14 protein-coding genes are annotated in these 12,950 nt (G+C 44.1%); 10 read left to right on the top strand and 4 right to left on the bottom strand.

The window, feature by feature from the left end:
- The first annotated feature begins 277 nt into the window (after window positions 1-277).
- The 3 genes from AACQ17_RS00420 to AACQ17_RS00430 all read left to right on the top strand — a co-directional run bounded on the left by AACQ17_RS00420 (window position 278) and on the right by AACQ17_RS00430 (window position 2,298).
- Entirely contained in the window at window positions 278-853 is a 576-nt protein-coding gene (locus AACQ17_RS00420) for an LON peptidase substrate-binding domain-containing protein (RefSeq protein WP_026027922.1), read from the top strand.
- 162 nt (window positions 854-1,015) lie between these two features.
- A complete protein-coding gene (locus AACQ17_RS00425; RefSeq protein WP_013856164.1) occupies window positions 1,016-1,618 on the top strand; it encodes an RNA polymerase sigma factor in 603 nt (200 codons plus the stop codon).
- A complete protein-coding gene (locus tag AACQ17_RS00430) occupies window positions 1,615-2,298 on the top strand; it encodes a ChrR family anti-sigma-E factor (protein WP_017044032.1) in 684 nt (227 codons plus the stop codon). Before AACQ17_RS00425 ends, AACQ17_RS00430 begins: the two co-directional genes overlap by 4 nt.
- A gap of 55 nt (window positions 2,299-2,353) precedes the next feature.
- Here AACQ17_RS00430 and AACQ17_RS00435 read toward each other — a convergent pair whose 3' ends face one another.
- The 4 genes from AACQ17_RS00435 to AACQ17_RS00450 form a co-directional block, all read right to left on the bottom strand.
- Window positions 2,354-3,745, bottom strand: coding sequence for an AmpG family muropeptide MFS transporter (locus tag AACQ17_RS00435; RefSeq protein ID WP_026028534.1), 1,392 nt, complete (start codon window positions 3,743-3,745; stop codon window positions 2,354-2,356).
- Between the two features lie 83 nt (window positions 3,746-3,828).
- Window positions 3,829-4,374: a peptidylprolyl isomerase gene (locus AACQ17_RS00440; RefSeq protein WP_013856167.1), complete on the bottom strand. Its 546-nt coding sequence runs from the start codon at window positions 4,372-4,374 to the stop codon at window positions 3,829-3,831.
- Entirely contained in the window at window positions 4,374-4,943 is a 570-nt protein-coding gene (locus AACQ17_RS00445) for a YajG family lipoprotein (protein ID WP_026027920.1), read from the bottom strand. The genes AACQ17_RS00440 and AACQ17_RS00445 overlap by 1 nt, the downstream gene beginning before the upstream one ends.
- Before the next feature lie 24 nt (window positions 4,944-4,967).
- On the bottom strand, window positions 4,968-6,098 hold the full coding sequence (locus AACQ17_RS00450) for a methyltransferase (RefSeq protein WP_094147721.1): 1,131 nt from the start codon (window positions 6,096-6,098) through the stop codon (window positions 4,968-4,970).
- 161 nt (window positions 6,099-6,259) lie between these two features.
- Between AACQ17_RS00450 and AACQ17_RS00455 the strand changes: the two genes are divergently transcribed.
- The 7 genes from AACQ17_RS00455 (at window position 6,260) to nqrF (ending at window position 12,910) form a co-directional block, all read left to right on the top strand.
- Window positions 6,260-6,568 (top strand): BolA family protein, encoded by a 309-nt coding sequence (locus tag AACQ17_RS00455; protein ID WP_026027643.1) that lies wholly within the window; start codon window positions 6,260-6,262, stop codon window positions 6,566-6,568.
- Between the two features lie 495 nt (window positions 6,569-7,063).
- On the top strand, window positions 7,064-8,404 hold the full coding sequence (locus AACQ17_RS00460) for a Na(+)-translocating NADH-quinone reductase subunit A (protein WP_026027642.1): 1,341 nt from the start codon (window positions 7,064-7,066) through the stop codon (window positions 8,402-8,404).
- Window positions 8,405-8,409: 5 nt separating this feature from the next.
- A complete protein-coding gene (locus AACQ17_RS00465) occupies window positions 8,410-9,654 on the top strand; it encodes an NADH:ubiquinone reductase (Na(+)-transporting) subunit B (protein WP_013856172.1) in 1,245 nt (414 codons plus the stop codon).
- On the top strand, window positions 9,644-10,417 hold the full coding sequence (locus AACQ17_RS00470) for a Na(+)-translocating NADH-quinone reductase subunit C (RefSeq protein ID WP_094147720.1): 774 nt from the start codon (window positions 9,644-9,646) through the stop codon (window positions 10,415-10,417). Before AACQ17_RS00465 ends, AACQ17_RS00470 begins: the two co-directional genes overlap by 11 nt.
- The gene (locus AACQ17_RS00475; RefSeq protein ID WP_013856174.1) at window positions 10,417-11,049 is read left to right on the top strand and encodes an NADH:ubiquinone reductase (Na(+)-transporting) subunit D; all 633 of its coding nucleotides are present in this window, start codon (window positions 10,417-10,419) and stop codon (window positions 11,047-11,049) included. Before AACQ17_RS00470 ends, AACQ17_RS00475 begins: the two co-directional genes overlap by 1 nt.
- Window positions 11,050-11,056: 7 nt before the next feature.
- The gene (gene nqrE, locus AACQ17_RS00480; RefSeq protein ID WP_013856175.1) at window positions 11,057-11,653 is read left to right on the top strand and encodes an NADH:ubiquinone reductase (Na(+)-transporting) subunit E; all 597 of its coding nucleotides are present in this window, start codon (window positions 11,057-11,059) and stop codon (window positions 11,651-11,653) included.
- 33 nt (window positions 11,654-11,686) lie between these two features.
- A complete protein-coding gene (nqrF, locus tag AACQ17_RS00485) occupies window positions 11,687-12,910 on the top strand; it encodes an NADH:ubiquinone reductase (Na(+)-transporting) subunit F (RefSeq protein WP_013856176.1) in 1,224 nt (407 codons plus the stop codon).
- Window positions 12,911-12,950: the final 40 nt, after the last annotated feature.

Genomic DNA, 12,950 nt, shown 5'->3' on the forward strand with positions numbered 1-12,950 from the left:
TGCGTTCAATTGGCCCGAATAATAACGATAAAAATCTCAATTAAAAGTGATTGCGAATGCAAAAGTGAACAAATTTGGTGACTGAAGTCACGATAATGAATATTTGCGCGGAACTAAATTAATATTTCGTTCGTTTGCATCTTTAATGTGATTTTAATCACTTAAACGTTTGCTTTGGTATTGTTTTATGCAAATCGATAAACCAACATTTTTAGTTAGTGATCGTTTTGTAATCTTCAACGTATTTATTGACGGGCATGATGAAGAGTGATGAATGATGAAGAAATTGATGCTGTTTCCTTTAGCTTCAATCGTTTTGCCAGAAGGGAAAATGAAGCTACGGATCTTTGAATCAAGGTATAAGAGGATGGTCACTCAATCCAGCAAGTCTGACTCTACATTTGGCATTTGTTTGATTGATAACAAAAAAGGCAATAAAGCAAATCAGTTATCTAAATTTGGGATGTTGGTTAAGATTGTTGATTTTGAAGCGCTCGACAATGGGATGTTAGGATTAACCGTGATGGGAATGGAGCGCTTTAAAATAGAGTCAGTAGTGAGCGAATTTGATGGCCTACGAGTTGCTCAGGTCACGTCATTGCCCAGTTGGCCAGTAAGAGATTTAGAACCTCAAGAATGGTATTTAAGCCATCAGCTACAAGCGGTTTATCAGCAATTCCCTCAGCTTGGCGAGCTCTATTCGCACTGTTTTTTTGATGATGCCAGTTGGGTGGCGCAGCGATGGCTAGAGCTGCTCCCTATCTCGATTCAACAATTTGATGATTTAATGAGGCTGGATGACGCGCACAGTGCGGTTGACTTTTTATTGCAGGTAATCGAAGTCTCACACTAACTTTGAAAGCGTGCAGTAAACTTAAACGAGAAGTCGCTCTGTAGTAGTGGCTCTGCATAAAAAAGAATACGACGAGTGATCGATGTATGCATTACTCACGTATAAAGGTTCATGGCTACTGTATGCCAATAACAACGGTTACTCCTAAAGGAAGAGCGCAGCATGAGCAGTGATTCTCAGCATAGTGTGTCGCTAAGCCCAAGCTACACCAAGCAAGACTGGGCTGAATGCATGGAACGTGTCAAGCAACGTGATAAGCAGGCGTTTGCCTTAGTGTTTCGTTATTTCTCTCCTCGCTTACAACAGTTTGCGTTTAAGCATGTAGGCAGTGAGCAAGTGGCGTTAGAAATGGTGCAAGAAACCATGACCACGGTGTGGCAGAAATCTCACCTATTCGATAACCGAAAAAGTTCGCTTTCGACGTGGGTTTACACGATTGCACGCAATTTGTGTTTTGATCTCCTGCGTAAGCAGCGCGGACGAGAATTACATGTTTATGCCGATGATATTTGGCCAACTGACTACTGCCCACCTGATTTGGTTGAACATTATTGTCCTGAACATGACATGTTAAAAGAGCAAATATTAAAGTTTGTGGCGTTGTTGCCTGAAGCTCAGCAAGCTATCGTGAAGGCGGTGTATCTTGAAGAACTGCCCCAGCAGCAGGTTGCGGAGATGTTCAATATTCCTCTCGGTACTGTCAAATCGCGTTTACGACTAGCCGTTGAAAAACTTAGACATTCTATTCAAGCGGAGCAATTATGAGCCACCATCCAAGCAACGAAGTACTGCAGCAGTATGCCAATGGTTCAATTGATGCGGCGCATGGCATTATGATTGCCACTCACCTTGAACTTTGTACTCAGTGTCGTCAACAGGTTCAATACTTAGAAACTCGGGCCGCCGAAGCATTGCTGAGCCAATCGTTGCCGCAACAAAGAATGGCCGTTTCTAATGATGATCATTTAAACCAGATGTTTGAAACGATCACGGCGCTGGATACTCTACACCCATCGACCTTGCGTAAGCCTGAGCCGATAGAAATTAAAGTCAATGATCGCGTTGTGATGCTGCCTAGTACGCTGAGCCAACTGATTCGTTTCAAAGGCGAGTGGCGCAGCTATGGTGGTAAAGTTTTTAGTGCCCACCTAGATATTGCTGAAGACTCTCGCATGAACCTGATGTACATCAATCACAACGTGCAGATCCCTCAGCATACACACAAAGGGGTTGAGTCGACCTTGGTGCTCCATGGTGGTTTCAGTGATGAAGATGGACATTATCAAGTGGGTGATTTCATTCAAAGAGATGCGAGTATTAAACACAGCCCTTTTACCAAAGTGGATGAAGATTGTTTATGCTTAACGGTGCTAACTGAGCCGATGCTGTTTACGCAAGGTGTTGCGAGAGTGTTTAACTTATTTGGTAAAGGTCTCTATCCGTAGTCTATAGCGGGCACATCAAATTAAAAAAGGTCGTATTGTACGACCTTTTTTTCATCTAACGCTTATCAATGCCTTGCTTGGCAATATCATCGATGTCTCTCTGCCGAGCTTTTTGCAGTAAATCAGCAAAATAATGGCGCAGTGAGTAGAGCATGATAAGGCTTGGTACTACCATCAGTGCAGTAATAATAAAGAACAGTGACCAATTATTGAGATAGTCGACCAGCTCTCCGCTAAAAGAGGCCAACGTGGTGCGGCCAAAGTTTCCTAGAGAGGCCAATAGCGCATATTGCGTTGCTGAAAATGCCTGCCCTGTTAACACAGTAAGAAACGAAACAAAGGCCACGGTGGAAAACGCAGTGGTAAAGTTATCGACAATTATGGTCGCCAAGAACAGATGCTCATTAGGGCCAACTTGAGCGATCCACGAAAACATCAAATTACTGGCAGACATCGCGATGCCACCAATCATCAAACCGCGAACAATACCAAATCGCACGTTAAACATACTGCCAATCAAAGTGAAGAATAGGGTTGCTCCCCAACCAATTAACTTCGAGTAGTGACCAATTTGTTCGTTGCTAAAGCCAATTTCTTTGTAAAATGGAATCGACATTCGGCCAAGAAAAGCTTCGCCAATCTTGAATAAAAAGACAAACAACAGCAGGGTTAGTGCTACTTGCGCGCCATTGCGTTTGAAGAAATCGAGAAATGGTTCGATTACGGTAACGGTGAACCACGCGACGACTTTCGAACCAACTACCTGATTGTGTCGCAGCTCCGCTTGATGCTGTAGTGCTTCGCGATGTGTTTTTGGTTCTCCCACCAAGAGCGTGAAAAGCATTAACAGCCCGACACAGAGTGCCATGCCATAATAAACGGCATTCCAACCGATACTATCGGCGTTTACAAAAGCGAGATAGCCCGGCAGAGAATATCCAGTCCACCACCCCATGATGGCCATGGCGGAGGCTTGTGGCAGCTTATTGGCTTGTGATTTGGGGAAAGTATCGATACGAAAAGCATCAATCGCGATATCTTGAGTGGCAGAAGCGATCGCAATGCCCAAGGCAAGCATTGAGGTAAACATCAAATTTTGGGCTGGATTGACACCCGCAATCAGCAACGTACAGATCAAAATGATCGATTGGCACACAAATACCCAACTGCGGCGTTGACCTAATAATGGCGTCAGAATGGGTAATTTGACGCGATCCACCAATGGGGCCCATAGAAAATTAATCGCGTAAACTGCGAAGACACTGCCAAAATAACCAATAGCAGCGGTGGTTAAGCCTGCATCTTTTAGCCATCCTGACATATTTGAACCAATCAAAACCCACGGAAAACCGCTCGAACACCCCATCATAAATACCCACAATAGGCGTTTATCAAGATAGCTACGGATAGTTTCCATCCAAGTGAGAGAGGAGGAGGTTGATGGCATACAGTGAATCCTTGTCAGTAAAGCAGCTTAGGTCGAAAGGCGACCCAATAAAATCAAACGCCGATAAATCGGCGTTGGTATGGTTATTGTTCTAGTGTGACATTCGTAATAACGATTGGTTCGATGGGGACGTCTTGCATTCGCCCTTTCGTACTGGTCGGCTGTTGAGCCATTTTTTGCACAACATCAAACCCTTGCGTGACTTTACCAAAGACGGCATAACCCGGTGGGCGAGCGTTGTAGTTGAGAAAATCATTATCGACCAAGTTAATAAAGAATTGGCGAGTAGCCGAGTTAGGATCATTGGTACGGGCCATTGCGATCGTCGCGGTGTCATTGGTCAACCCATTGCTCGCTTCATTTTTGATGGGAGCGTAAGTGGTGAGTTGTTTTAAATCCGCATCAAATCCGCCGCCTTGTGCCATAAAGCCTGGGATAACGCGGTGGAACTGGCTGCCAACATAACTGCCATCTTCAACATATTTTACGAAGTTTGCGACAGTCGTTGGCGCTTTCTCTGTATTAAGTTCAACAGTAAATGACCCTAAGTTCGTCTCAATTAGGACGTTGGGCGCCGAAAACGCAGTGCAACTGACGAGCGCTAATGTCGTAACGAGAGAACGTAACATTAAAAGCGCTCCTGTAAATAACCATTAAGTTCGCTGTCATTGGCAATTTCTTTAAGTACCAAGTTCATGACATCGTTGAGTACCATTTCAATCTCATCATTTGAAGCGCTGAGTGTACCGGAACGTTTTGCCGTTCCGTTGAACGTTTTCACCAATTTGCCTTTTGGTGTTTCCGCGGTGATTTCAAGCGTGACACTGCCATCCATTTCATTCGACATGACGCTGTGTTTTACCGTCACTAGTGCTTCTGCAATTTCAACGGTGACATTGTTTTCGCTGTTCACTGTTAAGCGATAGCCTTGAGAGCTAAATTGTTCTGCCAACGCATTCTCAACCGCAATGCGAACATTTTGTTTGGCATGAATTGGCTCAATATTAGAGCGGCCACTATCCACTAAAGCCACATATTGCGCCGATCGAACATCTTTGCTAACCAGAGTAAAGGCTTTATTGTTGACGACCGTATTTTTGCTGGTCGTTGCAGTAGGCATAAAGTTGATTTGCTGTTGCTGAGGTGCGGCACAAGCGGTGAGTAATGCGATTGAGGCTGCGAGAACCAGTTTTTTCATGGTCATTTCCTTTCTTATCCTTGCCTATTTAGTTGCTTGTAAGATAACAAATTTATGGTTGGTCGCGACAGTTTTTACCTGCCCTTGGCCAAATAATCTTGCTAGTTTTACATCGTAGCCGAGGTGGCGATTGCCGATCACTAATAATCGTCCCCCTTTTTTAAGAACATGCTTTGCATCACAGAACATCTGCCAAGCAATGTGATCCGTGATAGCTTGTTGTTGATGGAATGGTGGGTTGCACAATACTAAACAGCTACTCTCTTGTTGAAAACCATCTAAGCAGTTATTCGCAATGCATTGAATATTGCGATCTTCTCCTAAATTCTCCAGCAAATTTAGCTTTGCAGACTCGACGGCCATCAAGCTTTCATCAACGCAGGTCATGCGTACTTGAGGATTGAGTTGGCCCATCTTGATTGATAACACCCCGTTGCCGCATCCAAGGTCGATGATGTGCTGTAACTCAGGATCTTGTGGAAGATGCTGTAGAAAAAAGCGTGCGCCGAGATCCAATCCCTCACCTGAGTAGACATTCGGCAGATTTTTTAGACGGATGGATTCGCTTTCTACGGCCCATTCAGTTATGGGTTCCACCGTTTCAATCGGTGATACGTTCGGTGCTGAAAAAACGAGGCGGTGTTTTTTCCATGCAAGAGAAGTGCTTGTTGAACCTAAATACTTTTCAAATAAGTTTAAGGTTGATGTGTGGATCTCTTTCGCTTTGTTGACCGCTATCACAGGGCAATCTTGGGCAAGGGACTGACGGAGTTGGCTTAATTGCCAAACCAAGTGGCGATTGCTCTTGGGCAATTGAAAAAGCACCAGATCGACCGATTCAGGGATGGCATCCATTGTTGAGAGCAATTGCACGTTGCGGCACTGATTGCGCTGAAGATTGTTTAACGTACCTTGTTGCGAAATAAAAGAGTCGCTCATCATGGTGACGTGATGCTTATCTGCAAACCAACACGATAGAGCGCCAAAGTGATCGTTTAAAATAAGGATGCGTTTGCCTATTGCTAAATTCAACGCTTCAATATGATTAATCATATATTCATCGCCCGCATCCCAAGCTTGTAATGTTTCGTTTGAACGATGTGGGAAACGGTGCAAGCTCAACGTTCGATCATGCAGTGCCAACTCTGTTTTCATAATTTTTTATAGGTCGTAGTGAGAATTACGGATGCATTGTCTCAAATGGCGTAGAAACAAGGAACCAAAACCTTTCGCTATTCTATAAGGCTAGTTAAACTTAAATCTCTTTACACTCGTATATGTTCTCATGCTCTTATTTGAGGAAGAAAGGCAACGGTATGATCCAACCCATAATCGAACAAAAATTGCATCAAGCATTTCACCCTGATTATTTGAAAGTCGAAAATGAAAGCTATATGCACAATGTGCCTTCAGGATCGGAAAGCCATTTTAAAGTCATTGTGGTGAGTGACAGTTTTGAAGGAATGCGTTTGATTGGCCGTCACCGACAGGTTAACCAAGTGTTGGCAGAAGAGTTAGCGAACCACATTCATGCACTCTCGATTCATACCTACACACCACAAGAGTGGCAGGCGCAAATTAGTGGCGTACCTGATAGTCCTATGTGTATGGGCGGTGGAAAATAACTCGTTCAGAACCGTCTGAATATGCCGTTCTCTTGTTCTGTTTTTGAGCGGAATGTTAACAGTATTTAAACAAATTGACGAGATGAACAAGTTGAGAGAAATTGTTTTAGGTAGTGAATAAAAATAAATACTCATAAGGGGTAAGGAATAGGTTATTTGTGCGATGCTTCAAAGTTATGACTATTCGCTAGCCTTTATGATTCAAATCCTTCCAAATAAAACGACTTATCAGAGGATTGGTCATGGCATCAGGTTCCGAAAAAATGCTAGACTATTGCACCTAATGGATCTCATACCATACTTGTGATGAGGTTATTAAAAGGATGTTGCGGTTCTGGCGTTTAAAACAAGCCAAAATCGGACACAGAAATGTCGTGTCTAAGGCTGGTTTAACTTTCATTTGGCCTCTTATCAAGAACGACCATGAAAGATAAACAAGCCTTGAACTTACGCAATTAAAAGAATCTTTTTCCCGATAAAATAGTGCAAGTGCGTATGATTACAATAAAAAGGGGTTTGGACCTTCCTATTGCAGGAACTCCTTCCCAGGTGATTAATGATGGTAAGACCATCACTAAAGTCGCCTTGCTTGGCGAAGAGTACGTTGGCATGCGTCCTACCATGCATGTTCGCGTAGGCGATGAAGTAAAGAAAGCTCAAATTCTTTTTGAAGATAAAAAGAATCCGGGTGTTAAATTTACTTCACCAGCAAGCGGTAAGGTTATCGAAGTCAATCGTGGCGCCAAACGTGTCCTACAATCCGTAGTGATTGAAGTGGCAGGTGATGAGCAAATCACGTTCGATAGCTTTGAAGCTAGCCAACTAGCAAGTATTGACCGTCAAACGGTTAAAACTCAGTTAGTTGAGTCTGGTCTTTGGACTGCGTTGCGTACTCGTCCGTTTAGCAAGGTTCCAGCAATTGAGTCTTCAACTCAGGCTATTTTTGTGACAGCAATGGATACCAATCCATTAGCGGCAAAACCTGAGACGATCATTAATGAGCAATCTGAAGCATTCGTCGCTGGTCTCGATATCCTTTCAACTCTGACTGAGGGTAAGGTTTACGTCTGTAAATCTGGTACTAGCTTACCACGCTCTTCACAGCCAAACGTTGAAGAACATGTGTTTGATGGCCCACACCCTGCAGGTCTTGTAGGGACTCACATGCATTTCCTCTATCCAGTAAATGCAGTCAATGTGGCGTGGAGCATCAATTACCAAGACGTGATTGCGTTTGGTCAATTGTTCTTAACCGGTGAGCTATACACACAACGAGTGGTGTCGCTTGCAGGACCCGTAGTCAACAAACCTCGTCTTGTCCGTACTCAGATTGGTGCTAGCCTCGAAGAGTTAACGGATAACGAATTGATGCCGGGCGAAGTTCGTGTCATCTCTGGTTCTGTACTTTCTGGTGTGAAAGCGGCGGGGCCTGTAGCTTATCTTGGTCGTTACCACCTCCAAGTATCGGTTCTGCGTGAAGGTCGTGACAAAGATTTTCTTGGTTGGGCAATGCCTGGCAAGAACAAATTTTCAGTCACTCGCTCTTTCCTTGGTCATCTATTCACAGGTCAGTTGTTCAACATGACAACCACAACCAATGGTAGTGATCGTGCGATGGTACCTATTGGTAACTATGAAAAAGTGTTGCCACTAGATATGGAACCAACGCTCCTACTTCGTGACCTATGTGCAGGTGACATCGATAGCGCTCAACGTCTCGGTGCCCTTGAACTGGACGAAGAAGATCTCGCATTGTGTACCTTTGTATGTCCTGGTAAATACGAATATGGTCAGCTACTTCGTGAGTGCCTAGACAAGATTGAGAAGGAAGGGTAATTTTCATGGGCCTTAAAAAGTTTCTTGAAGACATCGAGCATCATTTTGAACCTGGCGGCAAACATGAAAAATGGTTTGCCTTGTATGAAGCAGCCGCAACGCTTTTTTATACGCCTGGTTTAGTTACAAAACGAAGCTCACACGTTCGTGATAGCGTTGACCTCAAACGCATCATGATCATGGTTTGGCTAGCGGTATTCCCAGCGATGTTCTGGGGTATGTATAACGTTGGTCACCAATCGATTACTGCACTTAACCATCTGTATTCTGGCGCTGAATTGGCGACAGTCATCAGTGGTAACTGGCACTATTGGCTAACTGAAATGCTTGGCGGTACATTAAGTACGCAAGCCGGTTGGGCAAGTATGATGCTGCTCGGTGCGACTTACTTCCTACCTATCTACGCCACGGTATTCTTGGTCGGTGGTTTTTGGGAAGTGCTGTTTTGTATGGTGCGTAAGCATGAAGTTAACGAAGGTTTCTTTGTAACTTCAATTTTGTTTGCTCTGATTGTTCCACCCACACTGCCTTTATGGCAGGCCGCTCTAGGGATTACCTTTGGCGTGGTTGTTGCCAAAGAAATCTTTGGTGGTACCGGGCGTAACTTCCTAAACCCAGCATTAGCCGGTCGTGCTTTTCTATTCTTCGCCTACCCAGCACAGATCTCTGGTGACGTTGTTTGGACAGCTGCAGATGGTTTTTCTGGTGCAACGGCGCTAAGCCAATGGGCTCAAGGTGGTAACGGTGCTCTGATCAATAAGGTCACTGGCGAAGCCATTACTTGGATGGACGCATTTGTTGGTAACATTCCTGGCTCTATCGGTGAAGTATCGACGTTAGCACTGGCGATTGGCGCGGCATTTATTGTCTACATGGGCATTGCTTCATGGCGCATTATTGCGGGTGTTATGGTAGGTATGATTGCCATATCAACGCTGTTCAATGTTATTGGTTCAGACACAAATGCAATGTTTAATATGCCTTGGCATTGGCACCTGGTACTTGGTGGCTTTGCGTTTGGTATGTTCTTCATGGCAACCGACCCAGTATCGGCTTCATTTACTAACAAAGGTAAATGGGCATACGGTATTTTGATTGGTGCAATGTGTGTGATGATTCGTGTGGTTAACCCAGCTTACCCAGAAGGTATGATGCTGGCGATCTTATTTGCGAACCTATTTGCACCTTTGTTTGACCATATTGTGATTGAGAAGAACATCAAGCGGAGACTAGCACGCTATGGCAAGTAATAACGATAGCATTAAAAAAACGCTGTTTGTTGTTATCGCATTGAGCTTAGTGTGCTCAATCATCGTATCGACAGCAGCGGTTGGCCTGCGTGACAAGCAAAGAGAAAATGCGGCGCTGGACAAGCAGAGCAAAATTCTGCAAGTCGCTGGCATTGAAGCGAAAGGCAGTAAACAAATCGTTGAGTTGTTCAATAAAAGTATTGAACCACGTCTGGTTGACTTCAACACGGGTGACTTTGTTGAAGGCGATGCAGCTAACTACGATCAACGCAAAGCAGCGAAAGAAGCCTCTGAATCGATCAAGCTGAGCGCTGAACAAGATAAAGCGAAGATCCAACGTCGTGCGAATGTTGGTGTGGTTTATCTGGTGAACGACGGCGATAAAACCAGCAAGGTGATTCTGCCTGTACACGGTAATGGTTTGTGGTCAATGATGTACGCATTTGTGGCTGTAGAAACCGATGGTAATACCGTTTCCGGCATTACTTACTACGAACAAGGTGAAACTCCGGGATTGGGTGGTGAAGTTGAAAACCCATCATGGCGAGCTCAATTTGTTGGCAAGAAATTGTTTGATGACAACCACCAACCTGCAATTAAAGTTGTGAAAGGTGGCGCTCCTGCCGGATCTGAGCATGGCGTTGATGGACTTTCTGGCGCAACACTAACCAGTAACGGTGTTCAACACACTTTCGACTTCTGGTTAGGTGATATGGGCTTTGGTCCATTCCTAGCAAAAGTTCGTGACGGAGGTTTGAACTAATGTCTAGCGCAAAAGAGATTAAAAAGAGCATTCTAGCGCCAGTGTTGGATAACAACCCAATCGCACTTCAAGTGCTTGGTGTCTGTTCTGCCCTTGCGGTAACCACTAAGTTGGAAACGGCGTTTGTTATGACGCTAGCCGTTATGTTTGTAACGGCTTTCTCTAACTTATTCGTTTCGTTAATTCGTCACCACATACCTAACAGTGTGCGTATCATCGTTCAGATGGCGATCATTGCTTCATTGGTTATTGTTGTTGACCAGATCCTACGTGCTTACTTATACGATATCTCGAAACAGCTATCGGTGTTCGTAGGGTTGATCATTACTAACTGTATCGTAATGGGCCGTGCTGAAGCATTTGCAATGAAGTCGGCACCGATTCCTTCCTTTATCGATGGTATCGGTAATGGTCTGGGTTATGGTTTTGTATTGATCACTGTTGGTTTCTTCCGCGAACTTCTTGGTTCAGGCAAGCTATTTGGAATGGAAGTTCTACCTCTTGTGAAAGATGGTGGCTGGTATCAACCTAACGGTTTGATGCTGCTAGCACCTTCGGCATTCTTCCTAATTGGCTTCATGATTTGGGCGATTCGCACGTTCAAACCTGAACAACTAGAAGCGAAGGAGTAAGGGCGTTATGGAACATTATATCAGTTTGCTTGTTCGATCGATTTTTATCGAAAACATGGCACTCTCTTTCTTCTTGGGTATGTGTACATTTCTTGCTGTATCTAAGAAAGTAAAGACATCGTTTGGTTTAGGGATTGCGGTTACTGTCGTTCTGACCATTTCAGTACCAGTGAATAACTTGGTTTATAACTTGTTACTTAAACCAGGTGCATTGGGTGAAAATATTGATCTTACATTTCTAAATTTCATTACCTTTATCGGTGTTATTGCCGCATTGGTACAGATCTTAGAGATGATATTGGATCGTTTTTTCCCACCTTTGTATAACGCGCTGGGCATTTTCTTACCTTTAATCACAGTGAACTGCGCCATTTTTGGTGGTGTATCTTTCATGGTTCAGCGTGATTATAACTTTGCTGAATCCGTCGTTTACGGTTTCGGTTCGGGTGTGGGTTGGATGTTAGCGATTGTCGCTCTTGCCGGTATCCGTGAGAAAATGAAATATTCAGATGTACCTCCGGGTTTACGTGGTTTAGGGATTACCTTCATCACGGCGGGTCTAATGGCGTTAGGCTTTATGTCTTTCTCTGGTGTTCAACTGTAAGTCGGGTAAACCGCAACAATTAAGGAATAGTCAATGGACATTATTCTTGGTGTAGTGATGTTTACCCTGATTGTTCTAGCGCTCGTTTTGGTAATTCTATTTGCTAAATCTAAGCTAGTTCCAACAGGCGACATTACAATTTCAATTAACGGTGATGCAGATAAGTCTATTGTGACTAATCCAGGTGGCAAGCTACTGAGCGTACTTGCAGGTTCTGGTGTCTTTGTATCATCGGCGTGTGGTGGTGGCGGCTCTTGTGGTCAATGCCGTGTAAAAGTGAAATCTGGCGGTGGTGATATTCTTCCTACTGAACTTGATCATATTACTAAAGGTGAAGCTCGTGAGGGTGAACGTTTAGCGTGTCAAGTGGCTGTGAAAACAGACATGGATATTGAACTTCCTGAAGAAATTTTTGGTGTTAAAAAGTGGGAATGTACCGTTATCTCTAACGACAACAAAGCCACCTTCATTAAAGAGCTTAAACTTCAGATCCCTGATGGCGAGTCAGTACCTTTCCGTGCTGGTGGTTACATTCAGATCGAAGCGCCAGCACACCACATCAAATATTCAGATTTTGACGTGCCAGAAGAGTATCGTGGCGATTGGGATAAATTTAACCTGTTCCGCTACGAGTCAAAAGTTGATGAAGACATTATTCGTGCTTACTCAATGGCGAATTACCCTGAAGAGTTCGGTATTATTATGCTAAACGTGCGTATTGCTACGCCGCCGCCTAATAATCCCAATGTGCCACCGGGTCAGATGTCTTCTTACATTTGGTCACTGAAAGAAGGTGATAAATGTACTATTTCTGGTCCATTTGGTGAGTTCTTTGCCAAAGATACGGATGCAGAAATGGTCTTTATCGGTGGTGGTGCGGGCATGGCTCCAATGCGCTCACACATCTTCGATCAGCTTAAGCGTTTAAAATCTACCCGTAAGATGTCTTATTGGTATGGTGCGCGCTCTAAGCGTGAGATGTTCTACGTTGAAGATTTTGACGGCCTTGCAGCTGAAAACTCGAATTTCGTATGGCACTGTGCGCTTTCTGATCCAATGCCTGAAGATAACTGGGATGGATACACAGGTTTCATCCACAATGTATTGTATGAAAACTATCTGAAAGACCATGAAGCGCCTGAAGATTGTGAATACTACATGTGTGGTCCACCGATGATGAATGCGGCTGTGATTGGCATGCTGAAGAACCTTGGTGTAGAAGATGAGAACATCCTTCTTGATGACTTCGGTGGTTAATTCACTGAAGTAAGTAAAACCCATGGCTGGCTCTGATGAG

This window comes from Vibrio sp. V10_P2A27P122, from assembly GCF_963874335.1.
Classification (GTDB): domain Bacteria; phylum Pseudomonadota; class Gammaproteobacteria; order Enterobacterales; family Vibrionaceae; genus Vibrio; species Vibrio anguillarum.

What these genes read in the sequence shown, in the direction of transcription:
- AACQ17_RS00450 (WP_094147721.1), bottom strand. Translation starts at nt 6,098, where the DNA reads ATGAAAACAGAGTTGGCACTGCATGATCGAACGTTGAGCTTGCACCGT.
- AACQ17_RS00435 (WP_026028534.1), bottom strand. Translation starts at nt 3,745, where the DNA reads ATGCCATCAACCTCCTCCTCTCTCACTTGGATGGAAACTATCCGTAGC.
- AACQ17_RS00420 (WP_026027922.1), top strand. Translation starts at nt 278, where the DNA reads ATGAAGAAATTGATGCTGTTTCCTTTAGCTTCAATCGTTTTGCCAGAA.
- AACQ17_RS00475 (WP_013856174.1), top strand. Translation starts at nt 10,417, where the DNA reads ATGTCTAGCGCAAAAGAGATTAAAAAGAGCATTCTAGCGCCAGTGTTG.
- AACQ17_RS00470 (WP_094147720.1), top strand. Translation starts at nt 9,644, where the DNA reads ATGGCAAGTAATAACGATAGCATTAAAAAAACGCTGTTTGTTGTTATC.
- AACQ17_RS00425 (WP_013856164.1), top strand. Translation starts at nt 1,016, where the DNA reads ATGAGCAGTGATTCTCAGCATAGTGTGTCGCTAAGCCCAAGCTACACC.
- AACQ17_RS00440 (WP_013856167.1), bottom strand. Translation starts at nt 4,374, where the DNA reads ATGTTACGTTCTCTCGTTACGACATTAGCGCTCGTCAGTTGCACTGCG.
- AACQ17_RS00460 (WP_026027642.1), top strand. Translation starts at nt 7,064, where the DNA reads ATGATTACAATAAAAAGGGGTTTGGACCTTCCTATTGCAGGAACTCCT.
- nqrE (WP_013856175.1), top strand. Translation starts at nt 11,057, where the DNA reads ATGGAACATTATATCAGTTTGCTTGTTCGATCGATTTTTATCGAAAAC.
- nqrF (WP_013856176.1), top strand. Translation starts at nt 11,687, where the DNA reads ATGGACATTATTCTTGGTGTAGTGATGTTTACCCTGATTGTTCTAGCG.
- AACQ17_RS00430 (WP_017044032.1), top strand. Translation starts at nt 1,615, where the DNA reads ATGAGCCACCATCCAAGCAACGAAGTACTGCAGCAGTATGCCAATGGT.
- AACQ17_RS00465 (WP_013856172.1), top strand. Translation starts at nt 8,410, where the DNA reads ATGGGCCTTAAAAAGTTTCTTGAAGACATCGAGCATCATTTTGAACCT.
- AACQ17_RS00455 (WP_026027643.1), top strand. Translation starts at nt 6,260, where the DNA reads ATGATCCAACCCATAATCGAACAAAAATTGCATCAAGCATTTCACCCT.
- AACQ17_RS00445 (WP_026027920.1), bottom strand. Translation starts at nt 4,943, where the DNA reads ATGAAAAAACTGGTTCTCGCAGCCTCAATCGCATTACTCACCGCTTGT.